Here is a 24,811-nt window from a genome sequence, read left to right as displayed (position 1 = left end):
AGGTTAGCTCAGGGTCCCCAGCAATCGCTCCGCTTCCCGGCGCTGATCATTGTTACCCTCATTCAATATCTCGCTGAGGATATCCCGGGCGCCTTCCGAATCATCCATTTCGATGTATGCGCGCGCCAGATCCAGCTTGGTTTCGATCTCGTCGGCGCCGTCCAGAAGATTCATCGAATCAAGTAGATCAGGCTCGTCTGCCGACTCCTCTGCACTGTCCTCTTCCAGCGCTATCTCATCATCAGTAGATGAAAGCAGACTGTCGAGCTCAGCATCCAGGTCCATCTCAAGATCGTGAGCGATATTGGCGGTGAGCTCTTCCTCAACCATCTCGCTCTGGCTTGGCTTACGCTCTACCGGCTCTTCTTCCTCAGGCTCGAATGAGGCGAGCATTGCGTCCAGATCATCAAAGTCGTTCGCCGGAGCCGCAGATTTTTCAGCCTCAGCCTCTTCCTCTTCTTCAAAACCGGATGACTGCAACATCTCTTCGAGATCGTCATCCACTTCGAAGTTTTCCTCCTCAGGCGTGACGTCTACCGTTCCAAGCCCAACCGACGGATCCTCCAAATCGAATTCGACCGGTTCATCTGTCAGGGGTTCAACATCGGCCTCTGACGTTTCCGGCAGGGAACCGAGCCCCTCTTTCTTATCGGCTGCATCCTCGGCGAAGAAGTCGTCCAGGAAATCGTCTTCAACGGTTTCTTCATGAGACTCTTTCGGCGTATCGACAGAGAAATCGAGACCGGTCAACTCGTCATCGGCATCCACCTCTTCCTGCTTGACCGATGCAGCCTCTGCTACGTCATCAGCCTCCGGCTGAGCCTTGGCGAGATCGAATTCCAGATCGTCAGGCAGATCCAGCAACTCATCATCACTATCATCAGCCATCGCAACAGTATCAATTGAGAAATCGAGCTCATCGATGCTGTCTTCATCCACACCCGCTTCAGCAGACGTACTGTCCTGTTCATCCGAGAGGTCAAGCGGACCCGGCAGGTCGTCATCCAGCTCTTCGACCGCAGCATTCTCGGCAAGCAAGTCATCCAAGCCGGTATCGATATCATCAGGCTCCGACTCCTCACCACCAGCCAGAATATCGTCCAATGCAGAATCGAGAGACTCTTCATCCTGAGCAACAGTCTCGTCAAGCTCGTCGATACCGAGATCAAACTCTTCGTCAGCGATCGTATCCGCTTGGCTTGCAGGTTCCGGAGAGGCGCTCTCGTCCAGATCCAGCTCCATATCCATATCGAGATCAAGGTCAAGATCATCAATGTCATCCTGACCCTCAGACTCTACTATCGCCTGTTCAACTGCCTCGGACACCGGCTCCTCAGGCTCTTTCTCGACCTTCGAATCGCTAACCGCTTCAGCCACAACACCCGTCGCCACTGCAGCAGCTGCAAGCTCCGGCATTGCATCTGACTCTGACTCAACAGCCTTCTCAGTTTTTCCTACAGTTTCGTCTGCCTGCTCAGGTTCATTCGATTTCTTTCTGCGCATGGCGAGCAACAGACCCAACAGCACAGCCACACCTGCCGCACCGAGACCTGCAAGATAGGCGGGACTCTGCATCAGCTTGTCGATGAAGCCACCTCCCGACTCAGCCGCGGCTTCTTTTTGATTCAGCTGTTGCTGCATCGCCGCCAATTCACGATCTTTAAGCTCGATCAATCGCTGGAGCTTATCCATCTGGGAGGCGATAGCATCGATCTTATCGTTCAGTTCGGTATTTTCACGCTCGATTACCGAAATGGATTCTTGTGTGACGAGCAAGCGGTTTTCGAGCTCTTCATTACGCTGCACAAGCGCTTGCGCTTCAGCAGGCAGCCCGGATTGATCGGCCGCAGTCGCTTCAACCTGATCCTGCCCGTTATCAGACGCAGACGTATCGTCAGCGGTAGCCGATTGAGCTGCGGACGCAACGCCTCCTTCAGGAGTTACAACCTTCAGCTGACTGGCTGCTTCCTCAGCCGGAGCTTTATCGACCGGCGCAGCCATCTGCTCTGGCTTAGCCGGCTCCGCGGGCTTTCCCGACTCGTCAGCACCTCCAGCAGTTTTTTTGTCGGCAGGTTTTACCGTCTGCTTTGTGGAAGCACGGCCCTGTCGCCAAACTTGAGTCTGTCGGGCAGCTTCGGCCCGGGCTTGAGCGGGCGTCAGGCTGTTGATTTCATCAAGCGTCGGGAGGCGCATGACAGTCCCGGCCTTCATGACGTTAATATTGCCTGAAGGGAATGACTCGGGGTTTTTACGCACCAGCGCCAACATCATCTGCTCAGGTGTTACCTGGCTATTGGGACGATGCTTTAGCGCCAGATCCCACAGCGTATCGTGCACATCGACATAAACCTCGTCATTGGGGTTCATGCGCGTTTTGATGTTGGAGACGTTTTGGGAGCGGGCGGGGGCTGCAGAAGGTACGGTCTGTGCCTGCGTGGGACTCGGCATGCGTGCGGCTGTGGATTCCGCCTGTTGCACTTGAGTAACACCAGGCACCGGTGTCGGATCGAACACGGGTGGATCCAGCAGCAAAGTGTACTCTCGCACCAACCGTCCCGCAGGCCAGTTCACCTCTACCAGGAAGTTGAGGAACGGCTCCTTGATCGGCGCACTGGATTTCAAACGGATGACCCCGGTGCCATCGGGCATGACCCTGACATCAAAGCTTACATCCGATAAAAACCGGGACTTGCTGATACCGGCAAGTGAAAACTCGTCGATATCCGCCATTCTTGGCTGAATCTGAAGCGGCGACAGATCGCGCACTTGCAACAGCTTGATTTCGGCATTGAGTGGTTCGTTAAGCGCGGAGTTAACCCGGATTTCACCCAATCCAAGAGCATTGGCCTGGGTGGCACTCAGCGCCCCGGCGACCGCGAGGCTTAAGGCAAGTTTGCGCAGCATCGATTTGATTCCCTCTTATATGACTCGCGCCCTCCGATGAATATGCCACCAAAATCAGAGAGTTGCGTTTCCAGCGTCACCGCCAAGTATTATTGATTAACCCCGCACGGGTCAAGACAGTACCCAAACGGATGTTTGCATACTGCCTTCTCCACATTCAGCGTCCGCCGCAGAACGATCATCCGACCTGTTTTTGCCAGCTTTGGGCGATTTGGATTGCGTTCAGTGCGCCACCCTTCCTGAGGTTATCGGTCACTGCACACATTCCAAAAGCATTTTCGACACCTGGCTCAAGGCGCAGGCGATCAACATACACCTGATCATGTCCTGCTGCAGTACCCACAGGCGTCACGGGTTTGTTACCGCGATTCAGCTCAATGCCAGAGAACTTCTCCAGCGCGCTCGAAGCTGCTGCCAGATCCACCGGGTGCGCAGTTTCCGCCTGCATCATTACTGCAACACCATAAAAGATAGGCAGTTGCAAAACATTGACGACGATCTCCATCTCGTCATCATTCAATAGTTCTTTCACCTCAGACACAAAACGGTGCTCAAGTACCGTGAAGCCTTGTGCATCAGTCTTGCCAACCTGGGGTATCAAGTTGAACGCATATTGCGAGTCAAATAGAGAAGCCTCCGCGTCACGACCATTCAGCAAACGCGCCGTTTCTGACGCCAGTGCCTCAACGCCCTGGTGGCCCAGCGCAGCTGCCGACTGGAGTGCAACCACATTCAGGCGCAACAACTGATACTCTTTTTGCATAGGCGCCAGTGCCATAGCCGCTGCAATACTGGATGCATCAGGGCACCCGACCACGTCACCACGTTTGACGGTCGCCAATTTGTCACCATTGACCTCCGGCACAATAAGAACAGGTTCACTCTGACGCGCAGGAAAGAGGTCGATTACCAATGCGCCACAATTATTGATACGCTCAAGCTGATCTTTGTCCATTTCGGCATCGCACAGAAAGACGAGATCAAGATCGGATCCAAGTTCAGCCGTCTCTTGGGGCCTGACGCGCGTTGAACTGCCGCGAAACATCAGCGCCCGACCCGCCTCGTCCTCCCGATCGTACAGGCTAAGCCTATCAACCTTGAGATCATGCCCGTCCAGCAATTCAAAAAGGTTTTCACCGGTCAGTGTACTGGGCCCAAAAATCGCTACATTCACGCTAAACAACACCTTTCAGTGGATAGAAACAAAACAGCCCGGCCAGTTTACAACCGGTCCGGGCTGGATAAGGCCTTGGCCTACAATCAACCTTCGAGCAGGATCCGCAGCATGCGGCGCAGCGGTTCTGCTGCCCCCCAGAGCAACTGATCGCCGACGCTGAAGGCGTTCAGGTAATCAGGCCCCATTTTCATTTTACGCAGACGGCCAACCGGGATACCAAGAGTCCCTGTCACCTTCGCCGGCGAGAGATCACGCATAGTAATCTCACGTTCGTTCGGAACGACGCTAACCCAATCGTTTGCCTCGGCGATCATCGCCTCGATCTCATCCAGCGGCGCGTCTTTGGTCAGTTTTACGGTAAACGCCTGGCTGTGACAGCGCATCGCACCGATACGCACACAGGTGCCATCGATCGGAACCGGCGAGTCGGAAAGCCCCAGAATTTTGTTGGTTTCAACGAAGCCTTTCCACTCTTCTTTGCTCTGACCGTCTTCAACAGCCTTGTCGATCCAGGGAATCAGTGAACCTGCCAGCGGCACACCGAAATGATCGGTCGCAAACTCACCCGAACGCATCGTTTCGGCCACCTGACGATCGATATCCAGTATCGCGGAAGACGGGTTTGCCAGCAGCGCTTCAGACCCTGCATGGATCTGCCCCATCTGCTTGATCAATTCACGCATGTTCTGGGCACCGGCGCCGGAAGCCGCCTGGTAGGTCATGGAGCTGATCCACTCAACCAGCCCCGCCTTAAACAGACCACCAAGACCCATCAGCATCAGGGAAACTGTGCAGTTGCCACCGACGTAGTTCTTGACGCCCTTGCTAAGGCCATCTTTGATCACATTCAGGTTAACGGGATCAAGCACGATGATGCTGTCATCTGCCATACGCAGGGTAGACGCGGCATCGATCCAGTAGCCGTCCCAGCCGGCGGCACGCAACTTGCCAAAAACCTCGGTCGTGTAGTCACCACCCTGGCAGGAAATAATCGCGTCCATCTGTTTCAGCTCGTCAATATTACGAGCATCCTTCAGTGTCGGGATATCCTTGCCAATCGCAGGTCCAGCAGCGCCTACCTGAGAAGTGGTGAAAAACACCGGCTCAGCAATGTGATCAAAGTCCTTCTCTTCCAGCATACGCTGCATCAGGACAGATCCGACCATTCCTCGCCAGCCTACAAAACCTACACGCTTCATTCGTGCCCCCACTATATGGATTTCTTTTAAACTCACTCGCTCTAAACAGAGTTACCGACAGATACGCGAACGGGACGAGCTTCCGCTCATCCCGCCTGTGACCTGCCAAGTATATCAGATCAACTGTTCAGTGCCGCGACAACTGCATCGCCCATCTCGGCGGTGGACACCTGACGCATCCCCTCGGAGAGGATGTCGGGTGTTCTCAGGCCCTGATCCAGCACTTTGCTGACAGCCGCTTCGATCGCATCGGCCGCTTGGCCCTGATCAAGCGAGTAACGCAACATCATAGCTGCTGAGAGAATGGTTGCCAACGGGTTCGCCTTGCCCTGACCTGCAATATCCGGCGCAGAACCGTGGCAAGGTTCGTACATACCCTTGCCGTTTTTATCCAGAGACGCTGACGGCAGCATACCGATTGAACCTGTCAGCATTGCCGCCGCATCAGAGAGGATATCCCCGAACATATTACCGGTTACGATAACGTCGAACTGCTTGGGCGCACGAACCAACTGCATAGCCGCATTATCGACATACATGTGGCTCAATTCGACATCCGGGTATTCGGTCTTGAGCTCTTCCATGATCTCCCGCCAAAGCACCGTCACTTCAAGAACGTTGGCCTTGTCGACAGAGCAGAGTTTCTTATTGCGCGCCCGTGCCGCTTCGAATGCGACGCGGCCGATGCGGCGAATCTCGTTTTCATCGTAAACATAGGTATTGTAACCCTCGCGAACGCCCCCCTCTTTTTCACGGATGCCACGTGGCTTACCGAAGTAGATACCGCCGGTAAGCTCACGCACGATCAGAATATCGAGGCCTGAGACGACCTCCTCCTTCAACGTAGAGGCATGTGCAAGCTGGGGATAGAGGATCGCCGGACGCAGGTTTCCAAACAGCTCCAATTCCGTGCGCAGCCCAAGCAACCCTTTTTCCGGACGGATCTGGAAATCCGGGTTGGTATCCCATTTCGGGCCGCCTACGGCCCCCAGCAGAATGGCATCGGCGGCCTTCGCAGCCGCGAGCGTCTCATCCGGCAGCGGCTTACCGGTCGCGTCGATAGCAGAGCCACCGACAAGCGCCTCGTTTAACTCAAGGCCCAGGTCGTATTTTTCATTAACGACCTCAAGCACCTTACGCGTTTCGGCAACAATCTCTGGACCGATACCGTCACCGGGTAGAAGCAGTATGTTCTTGCTCATTGTGTTGTCCTGAATCCTGTATCAATCAATTATGGATAGCGTCAAACAGCCAGGGAGCCTCATGACGGCGACGGCTCTCGTATGCTTTGATATCGTCGGCATGTTGCAGCGTCAGCCCAATATCATCGAGCCCGTTCAGCAGACAGTGCTTGCGAAATGCATCCACCTCGAACGCGAACTCATCGCCGGCTGGCGTGATCACAACCTGACGCTCAAGATCGACGACAATCTGATAACCCTCAGAGGCCTCAACCTCTTTAAACAGCTGATCGACCTGCTCTTCACTCAGGATGATCGGCAGCAGGCCGTTTTTGAAACAGTTGTTGTAAAAGATATCGGCAAAACTTGGCGCGATGATGGCGCGGAAACCATAGTCATCCAGCGCCCAAGGCGCATGCTCACGGCTTGAGCCGCAACCGAAGTTTTCTCGAGCCAACAGTACGCTGGCACCTGCATAGCGAGATTGATTGAGCACAAAATCGGGATTTAGCGGACGGCCTGCACAATCTTGATCAGGCTGTCCCTCATCCATATAGCGCAATTCATCAAACAAGTTGGGACCAAAACCGGCACGCTTGATCGATTTCAAAAACTGTTTCGGGATAATCATGTCAGTATCGACGTTCGCGCGATCCAGAGGCGCAGCAATACCGGTATGCTGGGTAAACTTTTTCATCTTCTGCTCCTCGTTACTGGCTCATCATATCGCGCACATCGACAAAGTGGCCGGCGATTGCCGCCGCGGCTGCCATCGCCGGGCTGACCAGATGAGTACGCCCACCGAAGCCCTGACGCCCCTCAAAGTTTCGGTTAGAGGTGGATGCACAATGTTCGCCTGGGCCAAGCTTGTCAGGATTCATTGCCAGGCACATGGAGCAACCTGGCTCACGCCACTCAAGCCCCGCCTCAGTAAAGATTTTATCAAGCCCCTCAGCCTCAGCCTGGGCCTTGACCAAACCAGAACCCGGCACGACCAACGCCTGCTTCAGGGTAGAAGCCACCTTGCGACCCTTGACCACCTCAGCAGCAGCACGCAGATCTTCGATACGCGAGTTGGTGCAGGAACCGATGAACACGCGATCTAGCTTGATATCGGTGATCTTCTGATCTGCATTCAAGCCCATGTACTTCAGCGCACGACGGATACCATCCGCCTTTACCGCGTCGGACTCTTTTTCCGGATTCGGCACAGTACCGTCGACTGCAACCACCATCTCCGGCGACGTTCCCCAAGTGACCTGAGGCTTGATATCTTCGGCACGAATCTCGACTACGCGATCAAACTGGGCGTCAGCATCTGAAACCAGCTCTTTCCACGCCTGAGCGGCCTTGTCGAACAGCTCTCCCTGAGGCGAGAACGGACGCCCCTTGAAGTATTCGATCGTTTTGTCATCAACCGCGACCAGCCCCACTCGCGCACCGGCTTCAATCGCCATGTTGCAGATCGTCATACGACCTTCGACAGAGAGGCTGCGAATGGCGGAACCGCCAAATTCGATCGCGCAACCAGTACCGCCAGCGGTGCCTATTACACCGATAATGTGCAGCACCACGTCTTTCGCGGTCACACCGGCCCCCAGCTCGCCATCAACACTCACGAGCATGTTCTTCATTTTCTTTGCAATCAGACACTGGGTGGCAAGCACATGCTCAACTTCCGAGGTGCCGATACCATGCGCCAGCGCACCAAAGGCTCCGTGAGTGGATGTATGAGAGTCACCGCAGACCACTGTTGAGCCCGGCAAGGTCATGCCCTGCTCCGGCCCCACAACGTGAACGATCCCCTGACGGTTGTCGTTCATTTTGAACTCGACAATGCCGAAGTCATCGCAATTCGAATCGAGTGTCTTGACCTGAATACGGGAAACCGGATCAACGATCTCATCGACACCGCCGGCACGCTCGGTTGTGGGCACGTTATGATCGGGAGTCGCCAGGTTGGCATCAATACGCCACGGTTTTCGGCCCGCCAGACGCAGCCCCTCAAACGCCTGCGGCGACGTGACTTCATGCAGAATCTGACGATCGATGTAGATCAGCGAACTGCCATCTTCATTCTGGCGCACCAAATGGGCTTCCCAGAGTTTGTCGTAGAGGGTTTTACCAGCCATCAGCGTGTCCCCGTGCTTGTATTAAGTACCTGTTGGATGAAGCGATCCTAGAGCAGTTGCTCGAAAGACACAAATTCATTATTTTCCTAAAATGCATTCCATATAAGAATACATGGACGACCCAAAAGATGATTCACCCCCAAATGGATACCGCCAGCCTGCTGGCCTTTGTCCGCGTATCGGAAACCGGTTCCTTCTCACAGGCGGCAGAGCAGCTATACCTAACCCAGTCGGCAATCAGTAAGCGGGTAGCACAGCTTGAAATGCAACTGGATACCCGGCTGTTCGACCGCATTGGACGCCAGATCACACCAACCGAAGCGGGACGCACGCTGCTGCCTCAGGCGCGGAATATTCTCCACGCCCTCGAAGATGCGGCGCGTTCGCTGCAAAATCTCGAAGGTAATGTCAGCGGCAAACTCTCGGTGGCCGCCAGTCATCATATAAGCCTTCACCGTCTTCCCCCGATACTGCGCCTGTATGCTCAGCGCTACCCTCAGGTAGAGTTTGACCTGCGCTTCGATGAATCGGAGATTGCATATGACAGCGTACTCAAGGGTGATCTCGAATTAGCGCTGATAACACTGGCTCCCGAGGCTGATTCACGCATACACAGCGAGACGCTCTGGGTGGATTCCCTGCAATACGTGGTTGCCTGCGATCACCCCCTGGCCCAGCTGACAGCGCCCGATTTGAATGCACTGAGCCGCTACCCTGCACTTCTGCCGGCGCCCAACACCTTCACCCACCAACTGGTACGTGAACAGCTTGCAAAACAGGGACTGGAACTCAATCTCGGCATGAGCACCAACTACCTCGATACGATCCGAATGATGGTGCAGATTGGACTTGGCTGGAGCCTGCTTCCGGAGACCATGATCGACAGCGGACTGACCTGCCTGCCGATATCCAACGATCCAATCCACCGGCCACTGGGTTTGATTTATCACCGGGACCGCACGCTGACCAATGCCGCGCGCGAGCTGGTGACGATGCTGAGAAAAAGCCGCGACACAGGACCAAAACACGCCTGATTGCCCACCGCAACAGAGTAACCTGGTGGCTTCGTGCTGGCATTCGTCATGCACGGCACGTTAATATCGCCACATAAAACCCCAGCACACGGAGACGGTTGTGGCAGATGATCTGCTGAAGATGATGCAGCAGTGGATTGCGCATCTGGAGAACAGCACCGGCACGACCTCAGACAACGCCCCCTACCCGCCCTGGTGGCCATTCCTGCAGGAGAATACGCCGACGGATACCCAGCTCCCGCCGCAACACGCGGAGCTGCTGGCCCTGCTCACCCAGCAATCGCTGGAGTTCGCACGCTTTGGCGAGCAACTCATCGCCCAGATGGAACAGAACGGCTCTCACACCGAGGCCAGCGCATTGATGAATCAATTCCAAAGCCATCTGCGCCAGCTTACACAAGAGTGGGTGCTAAAACGCTGGCAACTGCCGGAACAGCTTGGCGCACTGTTTCGCACACACAGTTTTCAGGATGATCTTCTACTCGATAACCCGTTTATTCACGGGCTGAAGAGCCTGTTAAACACACCCTCTCAGCTCGGGCTTCAGCACAGCTTACAGCGCCAGCTTAAGGACGGCGTCGACATGCTGATCGAGTACGAACAGGCGTTGCGGGACTATTCGGCGCATTATGCCGAGATCAACTCAGGCGCAACATCTGCCTTTCTCAAGCAGATCGAACTGTCAAACCCGCCAGTGTCGTCGCTCGGCCAACTACACGATCTCTGGGTGGACGCCTACGAAAGCAGTTATGGCGAACAGATAGCGACTGACGAATACCGCAACGCACATGGTCGCATCAGTAATGCGGTGATGGCACTGAGGCTTTTCCTGCAGAATCTCCGCAACACCCAACTGCAGCAATTTGGCATTCCCAATGCTTCGCAGCTGGATTTGATTTACCAGCGCCTTAACGAACAACGACGCGAGATAAAGCAGCTGCGCCGAGACCTAAGCGCCTTGAATGCACTTCGCGAAGAGGTCGCTCAACTCAAGACGGCGAGAGCACCGCGGCAAACCAGACGAAAAGGCGGCGCATGAAAGGCTTGAAACTGGAACCGACGCAGATCCGGGAAGAAGTAGCACGCTTTAACGAGCACCTGCAGCAAAGCTATGAAACGCTGAAAACCATTGGCGATGTCGAGGTGGGCGTAACCCCACGTACAGAGATATTCAGAAACGATAAAACCCGGCTTTTCTATTATGCCCCGCAATCCGAGCAGCCGCTCAAAACGCCATTACTGATTTGCTACGCTCTGGTGAACCGCCCCTATATAGCGGACCTGCAACCGGACAGGTCACTTATTGCGTCACTCACCCGGGAAGGCGTTCCGGTTTACCTTATCGACTGGGGCTATCCGGACGAAGGCGATCGTTATCTCGATCTTGACGATTACATCGAGGACTACATCGATAGCTGCGTAAGTGCCTGCAGCCAACATGCGGGGAGCGAACACGTTAACCTGCTGGGAATCTGCCAGGGCGGAACGTTCAGTCTCTGCTATACGGCGCTGCATCCGGAACGCATTCGCAACCTAATAACGATGGTCACGCCGGTCGACTTTCACACCCAGGATTTCACACTTAGCCACCTTGCAATGAAGGTGGATGCGGACCTGGCAGTACGCACCTATGGCAACATACCGGGCGAACTGCTCAACGACACATACAATTCCCTAATGCCCATGCGCCTGGGTGTTCAGAAAAATCTTGGCCTGGCCGCTCAATTGAGCGATCGAGACAAAGCGCTCAATTTTCTGAGAATGGAACAGTGGATCAATGATGGGCCAGATCAGGCCGGCGAGGCGTTCCGCAACTTCATCCAGCAATTTTTCCAGCGCAATCTATTGCTCAAGGGCGACGTAATGATTGGCGAAAAACGCGTTGATTTAAAAGCGATTAATCAGCCAATACTGAACATAATAGGCGCGCATGACCACTTGGTCCCCCCCTCTTCGTCACGGGCTCTGGCAAAAGCAACCACGAGCCCAGACTATAGAGAGCTTTGCGTTCAGGCCGGCCATATAGGCGTGTTTGTGAGCAGCAAAGGCTTGAAACAGGTACCGAGCGGCATCGCTAACTGGCTGAAAGCCCGCGACTAGCCCTCAACCCTTTTTAGTCTCGTCACCCGACACATCATCGCCCTTATCCGACTCACCCTTGGATTCTTCTGCGCGCGGCGAGAACATATTCCATACCGCCATGTTCTGATCAGCGATGCGGTTCATCATCGTCAGCGGATTGGCGGCCCCGATCATGGTCTGCATCTGCTCGCGGATGCGATCCTGGTGCTCCAGAAAAGCCGCGATGCTCTGTTCGAGATACTGGCTCATCATGCCCTGCATGCTGTCACCATAAAAACGGATCAGTTGCTGCAACACCTGATTGGTCAGAAGCGTGCCATGACCTTCCGCTTCCTGCTCACTGATAATCTGCAACAGGATATTTCGGGTTAGATCGTTTCCGGTTTTCGAGTCCTGAACCTGGAACTGCTCACCATTGAGGACAAGTTGTTTAACATCCTCAAGCGTTACGTAACAGCTGCGAGAGGTATCATACAGCCGGCGGTTGGTATACTTCCTAAGGATACGCACGTCTGTCTCCTTCATTGGCTCGCTTTCTACCTCAAACTGGATCAGCCTTTGCGATCATCATTGCGACCGTACTGACTCATCATAGTGAATAACATTTTCTGAAACGCCTCCATCGAACCGACACTCTGGCTCAGGTAAGGCTTTAGCAACGTCAGTGGATCATACCCTTCCGCACCGGCATCCATCTGCTCACGAATGCGGCTGATCATCTCATCCTGCAGAGCCGCAACATCGGGCAGGCCCAACGCTCTGCGCAACTCCTCCGGGGTCATGTCGATATTGATCGTGAATTTCATACCAAACTCCGCTTTACCCGAAGCCAATACAGACTGATCAGCTAACTATTTGAATAATAGTATAAGACCCTTGGCAGCTTACAGCGTCAAGCGTAATTTTGCTGCACATTTTCCGGGTGTATCCATATCGTTGCCAACACTATAGCGACAATACAGGCCAGTGCCGATGTCGCGAAAGCCGGCAATCCACCACCCTGCTGCCATATCCAACCCGCAACAACCGACCCAATCAGCCCCCCCGCACCAAAACCCAGGCTCGAAAAAAGCGCCTGGCCGCGCCCCTGGGTACTGGGCGGAAAATAGTGCTGCACCAGCGCAATACCTACGATGTGCAGCGCCCCAAAACTGGCAGCGTGCAGCAACTGAGCCAACGCAAGCGGCACAAGATAGGCGGGGAATAACGCAGTCACAACCCAACGCAACACGCTAAGCCATAGGCTGACCAGCATGATATGTCGCAAAGACCAGTTCTCAAGCACCTTTCGCATGAAGACAAACAAGACGACTTCAGCCAACACACCCAATGCCCACAACATACCGATCACGCCACGGCTGTAATCCAATTGCTCAAGCATCGGGCTGAAGAAGCTGTAATAAGGACCATGGCCAAACTGAATCAAGAAGCAGACCACGAAAAAGGCCACAACCTGAGGGCGCCTCACAAGCGGCAGAAAAGACACGTCATCCTCCCTGACACCGCCATCTTCAGTTGACCTATTCTGTGATACCGTCAGGGTGTTTAACCAGATCAAGACCAGTAGAACCAACAAAACCCAAGGAAGCATGCGAATTGGCAGCAGGTCCATCAGATACCCTGTACCGGCTACTGAGGCTATAAAACCGACCGAGCCCCAAACACGTATCTGGCTGTAGTCATGCTTATTTTCACCCAAATACCGCAGGGTTATGACCTCAAATTGAGGCAGAATCGCATTCCAGAAAAAGCTGAAGCCCAGCGTTACCAAACCAATGTAGAGGGCTTTGTCAGCCCAGAAGACCAGCGTAAACATCAACCAGGCCGATAGTGACCCAAAGCGTACAATTGCCATTCTGCGACCGCTCAGATCGGCCAACCAGCCCCAGAGTGACGGCGCAACAATACGCGTCGCATGCAGCATTCCCATCAGGATGCCGATCATCTCGGGCCCAAAGCCGAACGACTGGAGGTACAGACTCCAGTAAGGCACCAGCGCACCCAGAAAGGCAAAGTAGAAAAGATAAAATCCGGACAACCGGATTTTGGGAATCACTGCCGACGAACACATCGGTCACATACTCACTCAGATATCAGAGAGAGCATCGAGAATATACTGCGGCAGCGCAAAACACCCTGCGTGAATCTGCGGGTTGTAATACCGGGTGCGAATGCCTGATGCCTCGTAACGCCGCATTACCTCATCCACGCTGATCTGGCGCAGAGACGGGTCGTCACTCGCCCAGGCGAAGGTCATCAAACCACCGGCGTAGGTGGGAACAGCTGCACAGTAAAAAGACTGATCGGCGAACAAAGGAGATAGCCTTTGACGCGTCGTAACCACTTCTGCGAGCTGCAGAAATGCAACGCCATTTTGGGCGACAAAAACACCTCCTGCATTTAGACAACGCTTGCAGCCTTCGTAAAACGCGCTGGTAAACAACACCTCTCCCGGCCCAACAGGGTCGGTGCAGTCGGAGATGATCAGGTCATACTGCTGATCACAGTCACGCACATAATCGACGCCATCGGCTATGACAATCTTGGCGCGCGGGTCATCGAAGGCGCCATCGGAGTGACCGGGAAGATATCGCCGACACATGTCGATTACCGCGCCATCGATCTCCACCTGAGTGACCGACTCTACACCCGGATGCCGAAGAACCTCCCGAAGCATCCCGCCATCACCACCGCCGATAATCAAAACACTTTTGACATGACCATGGGCCAACAGCGGCACATGAGTCATCATTTCGTGATAGATGAATTCGTCGCGCTCAGTGGTCTGAACTATCCCGTCAAGCGCCATAACGCGCCCAAAGGTGGCATTGCGAAAAATCAGCAGCTCCTGATGCTCGGTCCGGTGCTCGAACAGCATCTCATCGACACTGAAACTCTGCCCATAGCCATCATGTAGCTTTTCAACGAAGGTGGTCGTCGTCATCTATCGCTATCCGTCCCCGAAGAATCTCCTGAACTCGCGTCTCGCGAGGCTCGAACGCTGCCTCAAGCACCGCGATTGTCTGTTCCGGCTTAGCTTTGCCACACATGAACACATCAAACGCAGCAAAGTCACGCTCTGGCCAGGTATGAACACTGATATGCGACTCGGCAAGCACTGCAACACCGGATATTCCGCCATTGGGCGTGAAGTGGTGTAGATGAAGGTGAAGTAATGTAGCGCCAGCAGCACGGACCGAGTCCCGCAAGGCATGTTCCATCCTTTCGAGTTCATCAAGGTTGGACGCACCCAAAAGGTCGATGATCAGGTGCGTACCGGCAAAGCGATATCCGGCCCGCTCGATGAAATAGTCCTTACGCGCACTGTCATCACCCCGGGCGTATCCAGGCCAGTCGCCATCACCGTTCGATAGCGGCTGATCGGGCTTGTCTGTCAGATCATCCATTCTCGTTGCTCCGGGGTTTTCAACACAGTTCGCTCGGCAGGCCAAGCATCAAGCCTTAGCGCAGAACCGGTATTCTATCTTCGACATCCGCATTCTGGGCGCGATCGCGCAGCAGATGGTCCAGCAGAACGATCGCCACCATCGCTTCAGCGATCGGGGTTGCGCGTATACCTACACAAGGATCATGCCGGCCTTTGGTTACAACCTCGATCTCCTCCCCCTGGCTATTGATGCTACGCCCAGGCAGTCGCAAACTGGATGTCGGCTTGAGCGCGATGCTGGCGACGATATCCTGACCGCTGGATATTCCACCCAGAATGCCGCCAGCATGGTTCGACAAAAAGCCCTGCGGCGTCATTTCATCACGATGTTCAGTGCCTTTCTGCTCAATAACAGCGAAACCATCGCCGATCTCGACCCCTTTGACCGCATTGATACTCATAAGGGCGTGAGCCAGCTCAGCATCGAGGCGATCAAAGATCGGCTCGCCCAGCCCCACAGGGACACCTGAGGCCACCACGTTGATACGTGCACCAATGGAGTTACCCTCTTTACGAAGGGCATCCATATAGGCCTCCATCTCGGTTACCGCCTGAACATCCGGGGAGAAGAAGGGATTTTGATTGACCTGATTCCAGTCGAAACGGGAAGGCTCGATTTTAACTGGCCCCAACTGTGACAGATACCCTCGAACCTGAACACCAAATTTGGCCAAGACCTTTTTCGCAACTGCCCCAGCCGCAACACGCATCGCCGTTTCCCGGGCAGAGGAGCGACCACCTCCCCGGTAGTCCCGGATGCCGTACTTCTGGCTATAGGTGTAATCTGCGTGAGCCGGACGGAAGGTGTCCTTGATATCGCTGTAATCCTTTGACCTCTGATCAGTATTCTCAATCAGCATTCCGATCGAAGTACCGGTCGTGCGTCCTTCGAATACACCGGAAAGAATGCGCACCTCGTCAGCCTCACGACGTTGAGTCGTATGTCGCGACGTTCCTGGCTTGCGACGATCCAGTTCAACCTGAATCTCCGCTTCGTTTATCTCTATCCCTGGGGGACAGCCATCGATAATACAGCCAAGCGCTGGACCATGGCTCTCACCGAAGGTAGTCAGGGTAAAGAGTTTGCCAATACTGTTTCCGGACATAGCGTCAATCCTGCCTTACTGCGGCCAATCGGGCACAATCAAATTTTATCAGCATACTGGCGCAACTCCTGCGCCGTTATACAAAACACACCGTTGCCCCCCATCTCCAGCTCGACCCATACGAGCGGCAGATCGGGATACTGTTCCATCAAATGCACTTCGGAGTTACCGACCTCGACAACCAACAGTCCATCATCTGTCAAATAGCGCCCGGCTTCCCGCAGGATACGTCGGGTAATATCCAAGCCGTCGGCGCCGGAGCCCAGAGCCAAATCAGGCTCATGCCGGTACTCTTGCGGCATACTGGCGAGATCCTGAGCATCCACATAGGGCGGATTACTCACGATCAGATCGTACGGCCGGGACGGATCCAAAGCCTCGAAAAGGTCGCTTTCTACAGCCTCAACGCGATCAGCCAGTTGGTGACGCTTTATATTGCTACCCGCCACCGCCAACGCTTCTTCGGATATATCGACCAAGTCGACGCACGCCTCCCGAAACACCAGCGCAGTCGCAATACCGATGCATCCACTACCAGTACACAGGTCAAGCACGCGCGAGACAGGCCCAGGGCGCAACCATGGCTCATATTCGTTTTCAATCAACTCGGCTATGGGAGAGCGCGGTATCAACACCCGCTCATCAACATTAAACGCCAGCCCCATAAACCAGGCTTCGCCGGTGATGTAGGGCAGCGGCTTGCGCTCTTCCACACGTTGACGAAGATACTCAAGCACGCGTCGTTTCTCACTGCGCGTCAGTTTCGCATCAAGCACCTCGGGACGCGTATCCCACGGCAGATGAACCGCATTGAGCACCAGCTGAACAGCCTCATCCCAGGCATTGTCAGTCCCGTGGCCGAAGTAGAGTCCATTCTCATGAAAGGCACTCAGGCTAAATCGCACGAAATCGCGCAGAGTTTCCAACTCTTCGAGCAGAGATGCTTGATCCAGATTCATCGCAGGTCCGATAATGGGAGGCTTTACAGGCCGCACATGTTAAAGAAAACATACAGTAAACGCCATGACTGATGACCCGCAAAGCGATCTGTCCGACTTTCAGACCGCGGTCGCCGACGTAAGCCCCCTGAAAACAGACAGGATCCAGAGGCGTCGTTCGCACAAGCCCTCTGTTAGCGAGGCGCAGCACTACCGTCGACAGGCCGCCGAACAGGAAAGCGAAGCCTTTGTAGACGGACTCTCCACCACGGCCGTCGAAATCATCGAATCCGAGCAGGACCTTCTATTCGTAAGTCAGGGCATACAGATAAGACAAATGAAGAGACTTCGTCGCGGCCACATCCCATGGCAGGCGGGGCTTGATCTGCATGGCTATACGCTGGAGCAGGCTCGCGAGGAGCTTTCTCGCTTTATTCGGGACAGCGAGGCCAACGGCCTGCGCTGCGTGCTGGTCATACACGGCAAGTCATACTCGCAACCAGGCCAACCGGCACTGATAAAGTCACATGTGAATGACTGGCTAAGGCAACTGCCGCCCGTATTGGCTTTTTGCTCGGCCCAACCAGCCGATGGCGGCACTGGAGCCGTTTATGTGCTACTTAAACAAAAAGCGTCGCGGTAGTGTCGGTTGTCTTTACCTGACACGACCGATGGCGTAACTTACGTCCCTTTTTCAGACCCAATCGGGACATGTACCTCTCTGATGGAGCCACAGATGGAAAAATCCTACGCCCAAATCATCGAATCGCTCGGTGAAGATCTGCAACGCGAGGGTTTGAAAGATACGCCGAAACGCGCGGCCAAGGCGATGAAATTTCTAACCCGGGGCTACGAGCAATCACTTGAAGAGGTCGTCAACGGCGCACTTTTCCCTTCTGATAACAGCGAAATGGTGCTGGTTAAAAACATAGAGCTCTACTCCATGTGCGAACACCACCTGCTGCCCTTTATTGGCAAGGCTCATGTTGCCTACATACCCAATGGCCAGGTTGTCGGTTTGTCCAAAATTGCGCGCATCGTCGACATGTACGCCCGCCGACTTCAGATTCAGGAAAACATGACCAAAGAGATTGCAGAAGCGATTCAACAGGTCACGGGGGCACTGGGCGTTGGCGTGGTGATCGAGGCACAGCACATGTGCATGATGATGCGCGGTGTCGAGAAGCAAAATGCTGAGATGAAGACATCCATGATGCTCGGCACATTCCGGTCCAATCCGGCCACCCGAGCCGAATTTCTGTCACTCGTCAACTAAGAGACTATCCTCCGAAACGTCGCCGCCAGCAGGCGCGACGTTCTCACTCCCTGCCGCTAGCCCTTCAAATACATCGAGCTGGCGGCAAGCCAATTTCCGCCCTATCTCGATCAACGCCTTCGCGCGATGAAACTCGTGAAAACTACCCGCTTCCTTTGGCACCCTGATAACAAGATCCGGGCTGTAGCCCGCAATCTTATAGCGCGTCAACGCGCCCTGCATAACCTCGGTCGAACTCAACAACAGAGACAATCGCCCCATCCGCCCGGCTGAAGCCACATCATGAAACTCCAACTCCCCCGGCGCCAGATGCATGGCAACCGAGTCGCGGGACGCGTTGACATCCACCGCAATAATGAGGTCTGCATGTGCAGCCACTGTCGCAACGATCGGCAACGGATTTAGCACACCACCATCGACCAATACCCGCCCGCCCTGAATAACGGGAGCCACAATTCCGGGGATCGCGATAGAAGCCCTCATCGCCTTGAGCAGGCTCCCCCTCTGGAACCAGACCTCCTTGTTATTGGTCAGGTCGGTCGCAACGGCGGTATAGGCTATAGGAAGACTTTCGATATCCGGGTCGCCTATCAGCTCCCTCAGGCGCGTGAACACCTTATCGCCACTGAACAGCGTGTTGCGAAAGTTAAGGTCAAGCAAGCGCACCACATCGATCCACCCCAACGCCTCAACCCACCGGCGATACTCTGCCAGAGCGCCTGCGGCGTATAAGCCCCCCACCAGCGCCCCCATTGAACTGCCTGCTATGCTGACAATTTCGTACCCACGAGACTCAAGCTCTTCGATAACGCCGATATGGGCGTATCCCCTTGCACCACCGGTCCCCAGAACCAGAGAGACTTTTGTCATATCTACTCCTGATCTGTCAGTATCACCACAGCCAATTGTCGACGCCCTCCAAGCACACTTGGCGAGAGCGCCCCTGCTCCGTAGGCTTCAATTCTATTTTGAGAGATACCCTCCGCGATGACCTGGTCACGCAGTCGAAGCGCCAACTCACGTGACTGCCGGATGCTCAACTCGATATCCCGCCCCTGCTGGTGCAACACAATTACCACATGCTTGTTCTCATAGTCATTTAGCAATGCCACGACTGATCGAACAGCAGTTTCCGGCGATTCAGGCCAGTCCGGCAATACGGCATACCCTTGCTCTAACAACACCTGCACCCAATCCTGACTGCCGTCCGATGTATCGACAACCCAGTCCAAATGCAGGAAAACTCGTCCATTGCCCCTGCGTATTGCATACAACACGAAATAACCGGCCCCCTTGCGCGCCACCAAATAGTGCTGACTCTCATCAACACCGTAAAGTCGAGAGGTATCGAACAGATCATTCGCCCAAATACTGCTGGCTCCACACTGCCGACCACTGCACTCAAAAAGAAACTCAGCCTCCGCATCCTTTAATTGATCACGAAAATAACGAAAACCATCCTCCGGTGTATGCCCAACCGGGATCTGCCACGTTATTCTCGATAGCGCTCCCGCTAGACGTAGCTCCCTGTCGGTCCTGATAAGACCATTGATCTTCAAAACTCGGCCAAGCATCACCCGGTAATCCTGAGCATCCAAGGTACGGTTCTGGATCTCTCGACTTCTCGGAAATGGTTCAAGAAAACCGGGTGTCCCCGCTAATGAGTATCCGGAACCCAGTACTCCCCAAACCATCAAACATGCAGTAAAAGCGATCCGCAGCATCAAACCAATACCTCCCTCGAAAGCCGTTTTTGGTCAACCCTGCGGTAGAATGCGTTAATCGCTTCAGCCACTGGCCCTATACTTTCAGACTCCAAATGCGGGTGGTGCCCCCCCCTCAGATTGACAACCTGCACCCCCTCAATCCGTGAAAGCCGACGCCGAGAGTCTGCTGTCGCAATCCCCCCATCGGTTAAACAAGCCAGAACAGGCACCCTTATGCGAGAAAAGAAAGCCTCAACCTGCGCACTGGATAGCCTTATCAACGACGGCGCCATCAATTTGGGATCATGCGTCCAACCGTATCCGCCGGCCACCGACTTGATCGAGCGCGACAGCAAGTGCTGTGCAGCTTCCCGACTGACAGGAAAACGCCCTCGTATTCTGGCTAAGACCATTCTTTCCCTGTCCGTGTACACAACAGGAACCGATCGGTCACCACGATTCCAGGCAAGCCCCTTGATCATTTGCTCGGGGGCATCCTCCGGTTCGATCACCAATGGCCCCAAGCCTTCGAGCATCACAAGACTCCTGACCTGCTCAGGCAAGACCGCGGCCAACAACGACAGAACACCCGCACCCAAGGAGTGCCCGAGCAGGTGGATCTCCTCGACCCCAAGAGCCTGAACAACCGAGTGCAGATCCATGACGTAATCCCATATCGCATACCAACTGCTTTCATCGCGCCAGTCAGAACGCCCGTGTCCTGCAAGATCCAGCGCAATCACGCGACACCTCGCCAGACGCGGCGCCAACTCCATGAAACTGGCCGCATTGTCCATCCAGCCATGTACGGCTAGTACAATTCGATCGTCAGACCTGCCGCCAAAATCCACAGCGGCCAGATGTCGCCCGCCAATATCGATACTCAGCTCTTTGATATGCATAGGTTCCTGCACCGCTTTTCCTTTCACAAGCATAACCGATTCGTTACGATCTCACACAGACTGAAGCAAGGAGCCACGAATGCCTCTACTGGAGCAGACCGCCCTGACGCGGGAGCAGCGAGTCTTTTTCATAACCTTCACCCTACTGGTGTTGATAGCTCCGTTTTATTATCAACCGAACCTCGGCGGTGAAGGGATGATGCTCCCTTACAATGCAAGCACTTGGGCAGCTGTGCTTCTTACGATGAGTGCTGGACTGCTTGCCATGCTCAAGCGGGAAACCTGGGTCAAACCCCGCCACATCGGGCTGCTGATGCTGTTTCCGGCAGGTTTGGTGCTTGGCGGCTTCCTGACGGGCATCGAGCGCCCTTCCGAATGGCTTATCCGACTTGGCGTCATCGTAGGAGGCATGCTGTTCTGGCTCTCACTTTTCCAGTTCCGGCTAACAAGACGGCAAGTCGACACAGCCGCCTATCTGGTATTGGCCAGCATCACAATTCAGGGCCTTATCGGGCTTGGCCAGGTTCTGCCCGACAACCCATTCAGAAGCTGGATTCCCTGGGTATCCGGCAAAGTACCCGCCGGCATCTACCAACAGCCAAATCTCCACGCCTCCATGATGGCCACCGGTATAGCACTCGCACTGTATCAGGCAACAACCCCGGCATTTATCCGCTTGCGCTGGCCATTCAAAGGCCTGGTACTGATGACCCTTCTGCTGGCATCGGCCAACCTTGTCACCATCGGCTCTCGCGTCGGACTACTTGGCGTGGCGATCGCTGTTGGGCTGATTGTTATTTCCCGTATCCGCCTACTGGCAAGACGCAAAATCATCACCCTTTTGCTTATTAGCGCGATGATTGGAGGCGTCTCGCTAGGCCTCAAGTCGAGCAAAACCGGAACCATAAAAGCGATAACCAAGATCGAACGCCTGACCGCCAACGAGGGCGTCAGCGGAGATTCCCGCCCGCACATATACCGACTGGCCTGGCAGACGTTTTTGCAGGCTCCGCTAATCGGCCACGGAATAGGCAGTTTTCAGCACGTTTTTCAGGAGAACAGGCCGCAATACTACGAAAAAGTGCCTAACTACAAACTCGATGACAAACGCTTTAGCCACCCGCATAACGAACTGCTGTTTTGGATGATTGAGGGCGGAGCACTCGCCCTGCTCTCGATAGCGGCAGCCGCTCTAGCAGTAGTCTGGCAACTTGCGCAACTTGGATGGCAACGTGGCGGTGCCATGGCTGCACTGCTCGCCCCTATTGCACTGCACACTCAGGTGGAGCTGCCCTTCTACATCTCGAACATCCACTGGATCATACTGCTGATCCTGCTATTCATCTGTTTTCAGAGCGGCCGTCGCGTCTCTCAACTTCGACTCAGCACACCTGCCAAGAATGCAACCTCCATCACCACACTCATATGCGCACCGCTGTTAGTGGCTTTTCTTACACACGCGTTACTGGCCAACGCCGGCATTGTCCAGTTTATGCGCAGCAAAGGCACACAACCCAAGCACCTGATCCCTGCGCTGGACGATTTCTACTTCAGGGAGTTGGGGGGGTACTTCTGGATGCGTACACTGCTTTACAGAGATCTACGCAATAACCTGACCGAGCACACCGATCAATTTATCGACTGGGGCAACCGCTACACCCAGCAGATTCCCGACAAGCAGGTTTACTACGATCTTGCGATCGCGTACTTCCACCTTGGCAATATAAACGATGCACTGAAAACGCTGGCTCACGCGCGGGCCATCTATCCAGATGACACACGCATGAGCAAACTAGCAACAGATATAAAAAGCGGAAACTTCAGAATTGGCACCAGCGGCGCAGCGAACCTAGCCCCGCTGCAGGCCAGTCAAGCTCAATAACAGCCATTTCACCCGGAGCGGGGCTGAATGCAGCCTCGCATGAACCTTCGCACAAGTAGGAGGTCAGCCGCCCGATTAGCGGCTGGTGCCCCACCACCAGCATCGCTTGAGGATCCATAGCAGCACAGCGCTCCAGGATCTCCAAAACGCCCTCGACCGGCGCAGTGGGCAGGAGTGCTTCGCTGAGAAGAGTTTCGGGGGTGAACGCAGGTCCGATGCCGTCGACCAACACTTGAGCGGTTTCTCGCGCCCTGAGCCAAGGGCTTGCAAACACATACTCAACGTCATCCAGCAACGGTCGTTCAACGTTGATATTCGCGTTAAGCCGCTCTATCGCACGTGGTAGCAGCCCCCGATCAGGGTCACTATCGGCTCCGGGTTCAGCCTCACAATGCCGCATCAGAAGCAAGCGCATGCGCTAGCTCCGCGGCAACACGAACTCAACATCGCTGGCCTGCTGGTTCAGCATCATGCGCTTGGCCACTTCCTGAACAGGGGCACCGTTGAACACAACCTGATAGAGCCCATCGACAAGCGGCATATAGACATCTTTCTCTGCCGCCTTGGCGCGCACCTGACGCAGGGTGTTGACCCCCTCAGCGACTTCACCTAACGCTTCAACGGCTTCCTGCAACGTTTTACCCTGCCCCAGCGCATACCCGACTCGATAGTTTCGACTCAGTGGAGACATACAGGTAACAATCAAATCCCCAACACCCGCAAGCCCCAGGAAGGTAAGCGGGTTAGCGCCCATGCTCACTGCAAAACGGCTCATCTCAGCAAGACTTCGCGTGAGTAACATGCTCTTGGTATTTTCGCCCATGCCGAACGCAGCACTCATGCCCGCGGCGATGGCATAGATATTTTTCAACGTACCACCCAATTCGACACCGAAGGTGTCTGTGCTGGCGTACACACGAAAATAGGCACTGTGAAGCAAACCCTGAATGGCGTCACGCAGACCCTCATCACTCGACGCGATGACTGTACCGGTGAGCTCACGACGCGCCACTTCTTTTGCCAGATTAGGCCCGCTAAGCACTCCGATACGCGCATCAGGAAGCTCTTGAGAGATAACCTCGCTCATCAGGAAAAACGTACCGGCCTCAATCCCTTTCGTTGTACTGACAAGCATCTGCCCGGAACCAAGCCATGGGCGAGCTTGCTTAATCACATCCCGAACAGCACTGGATGGAACGGACACGAACACGATCTCAGCGCCTTCAAGCGCGTACTGCATATCGGCGGTTGCGACAAGCTCTGGAGCCAATCGATAACCCGGCACATAGCGCTTATTTTCATGCTCCCGGTTAATCGTTTCCGCAGCCTGAGCATCGCGCACCCACAACCGGACACGATGCCCTTTCTCGGCAACCATATTGGCGATTACCGTACCGAAGCTACCACCTCCGAGTACAGTTACCACTGCGGTACTGCTCATATACTCCTCCGCGACACGCGTCGCTTAGCGTTCATCGATGCTGTCAAGCAAGCGATTGATACCGTAAAACGCAAGCTTGACGATACCAAAAGCCAAAACCGCCAACCCCAAAAACAGCATAAGCTGACGGAGATCTTCAGTGCGCCCGTAACCTGCGACACCGACCGCGGCAAAAAACGCGCTGGCAATTATCGCTAACAGGTTGCTGATTCTACCTGTACGGTGTCGATCCAAAGCCAATCCCTCTCGATCAGTCTTGCTTGCGGCCGTCTTCTGCAGCTTCAGCTACAGCCTCTGGAGTTGAATCGCCCTGCTCTGGCAGCTCTTCAGAATCAGCTTCACTCTTTAGTTCTGGCTGTTCTGGCTGTTCTGGCTGTTCTGGCTGTTCTGGCTGTTCTGGCTG

25 protein-coding genes are annotated in these 24,811 nt (G+C 54.7%); 6 read left to right on the top strand and 19 right to left on the bottom strand.

The genetic code is table 11. The annotated features are described in order from the left end of the window. Positions 1-3: 3 nt before the first annotated feature. From ADIMK_RS09825 to leuC, 6 genes are all read right to left on the bottom strand, one after another. Positions 4-2,904: a FimV/HubP family polar landmark protein gene (locus ADIMK_RS09825; RefSeq protein WP_036187080.1), complete on the bottom strand. Its 2,901-nt coding sequence runs from the start codon at positions 2,902-2,904 to the stop codon at positions 4-6. Between the two features lie 178 nt (positions 2,905-3,082). Next, positions 3,083-4,078 (bottom strand): Asd/ArgC dimerization domain-containing protein, encoded by a 996-nt coding sequence (locus ADIMK_RS09820; RefSeq protein ID WP_036187078.1) that lies wholly within the window; start codon positions 4,076-4,078, stop codon positions 3,083-3,085. Between the two features lie 86 nt (positions 4,079-4,164). Continuing rightward, the gene (gene asd / locus ADIMK_RS09815) at positions 4,165-5,280 is read right to left on the bottom strand and encodes an aspartate-semialdehyde dehydrogenase (RefSeq protein ID WP_036187076.1); all 1,116 of its coding nucleotides are present in this window, start codon (positions 5,278-5,280) and stop codon (positions 4,165-4,167) included. Between the two features lie 119 nt (positions 5,281-5,399). Continuing rightward, positions 5,400-6,482, bottom strand: a complete 1,083-nt coding sequence (leuB, locus tag ADIMK_RS09810; RefSeq protein WP_036187075.1) for a 3-isopropylmalate dehydrogenase — start codon at positions 6,480-6,482, stop codon at positions 5,400-5,402. Between the two features lie 25 nt (positions 6,483-6,507). After that, positions 6,508-7,158, bottom strand: a complete 651-nt coding sequence (gene leuD, locus ADIMK_RS09805) for a 3-isopropylmalate dehydratase small subunit (RefSeq protein WP_036187074.1) — start codon at positions 7,156-7,158, stop codon at positions 6,508-6,510. 13 nt (positions 7,159-7,171) lie between these two features. Continuing rightward, positions 7,172-8,593 (bottom strand): 3-isopropylmalate dehydratase large subunit, encoded by a 1,422-nt coding sequence (leuC, locus tag ADIMK_RS09800; RefSeq protein WP_036187071.1) that lies wholly within the window; start codon positions 8,591-8,593, stop codon positions 7,172-7,174. Between the two features lie 128 nt (positions 8,594-8,721). Between leuC and ADIMK_RS09795 the strand changes: the two genes are divergently transcribed. The 3 genes from ADIMK_RS09795 to phaC all read left to right on the top strand — a co-directional run bounded on the left by ADIMK_RS09795 (position 8,722) and on the right by phaC (position 11,727). After that, positions 8,722-9,627, top strand: a complete 906-nt coding sequence (locus ADIMK_RS09795) for a LysR family transcriptional regulator (protein WP_368085830.1) — start codon at positions 8,722-8,724, stop codon at positions 9,625-9,627. Between the two features lie 100 nt (positions 9,628-9,727). Continuing rightward, positions 9,728-10,666, top strand: coding sequence for a poly(R)-hydroxyalkanoic acid synthase subunit PhaE (locus ADIMK_RS09790; protein WP_036187066.1), 939 nt, complete (start codon positions 9,728-9,730; stop codon positions 10,664-10,666). After that, the gene (phaC, locus tag ADIMK_RS09785) at positions 10,663-11,727 is read left to right on the top strand and encodes a class III poly(R)-hydroxyalkanoic acid synthase subunit PhaC (RefSeq protein ID WP_036187064.1); all 1,065 of its coding nucleotides are present in this window, start codon (positions 10,663-10,665) and stop codon (positions 11,725-11,727) included. The genes ADIMK_RS09790 and phaC overlap by 4 nt, the downstream gene beginning before the upstream one ends. A 3-nt stretch (positions 11,728-11,730) precedes the next feature. Here the strand turns inward: phaC and phaR are convergent, their stop codons facing one another. The 7 genes from phaR to prmB all read right to left on the bottom strand — a co-directional run bounded on the left by phaR (position 11,731) and on the right by prmB (position 17,222). Beyond that, positions 11,731-12,219: a polyhydroxyalkanoate synthesis repressor PhaR gene (gene phaR, locus ADIMK_RS09780; protein ID WP_051692824.1), complete on the bottom strand. Its 489-nt coding sequence runs from the start codon at positions 12,217-12,219 to the stop codon at positions 11,731-11,733. A gap of 41 nt (positions 12,220-12,260) precedes the next feature. Beyond that, on the bottom strand, positions 12,261-12,515 hold the full coding sequence (locus ADIMK_RS09775; RefSeq protein WP_036187061.1) for a DUF6489 family protein: 255 nt from the start codon (positions 12,513-12,515) through the stop codon (positions 12,261-12,263). Between the two features lie 86 nt (positions 12,516-12,601). Then, positions 12,602-13,780, bottom strand: coding sequence for an MFS transporter (locus ADIMK_RS09770; RefSeq protein WP_051692822.1), 1,179 nt, complete (start codon positions 13,778-13,780; stop codon positions 12,602-12,604). Positions 13,781-13,795: 15 nt separating this feature from the next. Beyond that, entirely contained in the window at positions 13,796-14,653 is an 858-nt protein-coding gene (gene speE, locus ADIMK_RS09765; RefSeq protein ID WP_036187059.1) for a polyamine aminopropyltransferase, read from the bottom strand. Next, the gene (gene speD, locus ADIMK_RS09760; protein ID WP_036187056.1) at positions 14,631-15,116 is read right to left on the bottom strand and encodes an adenosylmethionine decarboxylase; all 486 of its coding nucleotides are present in this window, start codon (positions 15,114-15,116) and stop codon (positions 14,631-14,633) included. The genes speE and speD overlap by 23 nt, the downstream gene beginning before the upstream one ends. Positions 15,117-15,171: 55 nt before the next feature. After that, the gene (aroC, locus tag ADIMK_RS09755) at positions 15,172-16,263 is read right to left on the bottom strand and encodes a chorismate synthase (protein WP_036187055.1); all 1,092 of its coding nucleotides are present in this window, start codon (positions 16,261-16,263) and stop codon (positions 15,172-15,174) included. Between the two features lie 38 nt (positions 16,264-16,301). Continuing rightward, the gene (gene prmB / locus ADIMK_RS09750) at positions 16,302-17,222 is read right to left on the bottom strand and encodes a 50S ribosomal protein L3 N(5)-glutamine methyltransferase (protein ID WP_036187053.1); all 921 of its coding nucleotides are present in this window, start codon (positions 17,220-17,222) and stop codon (positions 16,302-16,304) included. A 64-nt stretch (positions 17,223-17,286) separates the two neighbouring features. On the opposite strand from prmB, the gene ADIMK_RS09745 reads away from it, so the two are divergent. Both ADIMK_RS09745 and folE read left to right on the top strand, forming a co-directional pair. Further along, positions 17,287-17,844: a Smr/MutS family protein gene (locus ADIMK_RS09745; protein WP_036187051.1), complete on the top strand. Its 558-nt coding sequence runs from the start codon at positions 17,287-17,289 to the stop codon at positions 17,842-17,844. Between the two features lie 93 nt (positions 17,845-17,937). Next, positions 17,938-18,477, top strand: coding sequence for a GTP cyclohydrolase I FolE (gene folE, locus ADIMK_RS09740; protein WP_036187049.1), 540 nt, complete (start codon positions 17,938-17,940; stop codon positions 18,475-18,477). On the opposite strand, the gene ADIMK_RS09735 is transcribed toward folE, so the two are convergent. From ADIMK_RS09735 to ADIMK_RS09725, 3 genes are read right to left on the bottom strand one after another with little or no spacing between them, the layout of a single operon-like run. Further along, positions 18,463-19,347, bottom strand: coding sequence for a patatin-like phospholipase family protein (locus ADIMK_RS09735; protein ID WP_036187047.1), 885 nt, complete (start codon positions 19,345-19,347; stop codon positions 18,463-18,465). The genes folE and ADIMK_RS09735 overlap by 15 nt on opposite strands. Positions 19,348-19,349: 2 nt before the next feature. After that, positions 19,350-20,171, bottom strand: a complete 822-nt coding sequence (locus tag ADIMK_RS21340; RefSeq protein WP_255344273.1) for a DUF4892 domain-containing protein — start codon at positions 20,169-20,171, stop codon at positions 19,350-19,352. Between the two features lie 29 nt (positions 20,172-20,200). Continuing rightward, positions 20,201-21,097 carry an alpha/beta hydrolase gene (locus ADIMK_RS09725; protein ID WP_197027513.1) on the bottom strand — a complete coding sequence of 299 codons (897 nt, stop codon included), beginning with the start codon at positions 21,095-21,097 and terminating at the stop codon, positions 20,201-20,203. Between the two features lie 67 nt (positions 21,098-21,164). On the opposite strand from ADIMK_RS09725, the gene ADIMK_RS09720 reads away from it, so the two are divergent. Next, positions 21,165-22,967, top strand: a complete 1,803-nt coding sequence (locus ADIMK_RS09720) for a PglL family O-oligosaccharyltransferase (protein WP_036187045.1) — start codon at positions 21,165-21,167, stop codon at positions 22,965-22,967. Here the strand turns inward: ADIMK_RS09720 and ADIMK_RS21680 are convergent. The 3 genes from ADIMK_RS21680 to ADIMK_RS09705 are packed head-to-tail and all read right to left on the bottom strand — an operon-like array spanning position 22,906 to position 24,642. Further along, positions 22,906-23,382 (bottom strand): SixA phosphatase family protein, encoded by a 477-nt coding sequence (locus ADIMK_RS21680; protein ID WP_081849739.1) that lies wholly within the window; start codon positions 23,380-23,382, stop codon positions 22,906-22,908. The two genes, ADIMK_RS09720 and ADIMK_RS21680, sit on opposite strands and share 62 nt — an antisense overlap. Positions 23,383-23,385: 3 nt before the next feature. Further along, complete coding sequence (locus ADIMK_RS09710; protein ID WP_036187040.1) at positions 23,386-24,408, bottom strand: NAD(P)H-dependent glycerol-3-phosphate dehydrogenase; 1,023 nt, start codon at positions 24,406-24,408, stop codon at positions 23,386-23,388. Positions 24,409-24,432: 24 nt separating this feature from the next. Next, entirely contained in the window at positions 24,433-24,642 is a 210-nt protein-coding gene (locus ADIMK_RS09705) for a hypothetical protein (protein WP_036187038.1), read from the bottom strand. Between the last annotated feature and the right edge of the window lie 169 nt (positions 24,643-24,811).

The organism is Marinobacterium lacunae (assembly GCF_000705555.1).
Lineage (GTDB): Bacteria > Pseudomonadota > Gammaproteobacteria > Pseudomonadales > Balneatricaceae > Marinobacterium_D > Marinobacterium_D lacunae.
Note: the sequence above shows the minus strand (reverse complement) of the source record. Positions and strands in the feature narration are given on the sequence as shown.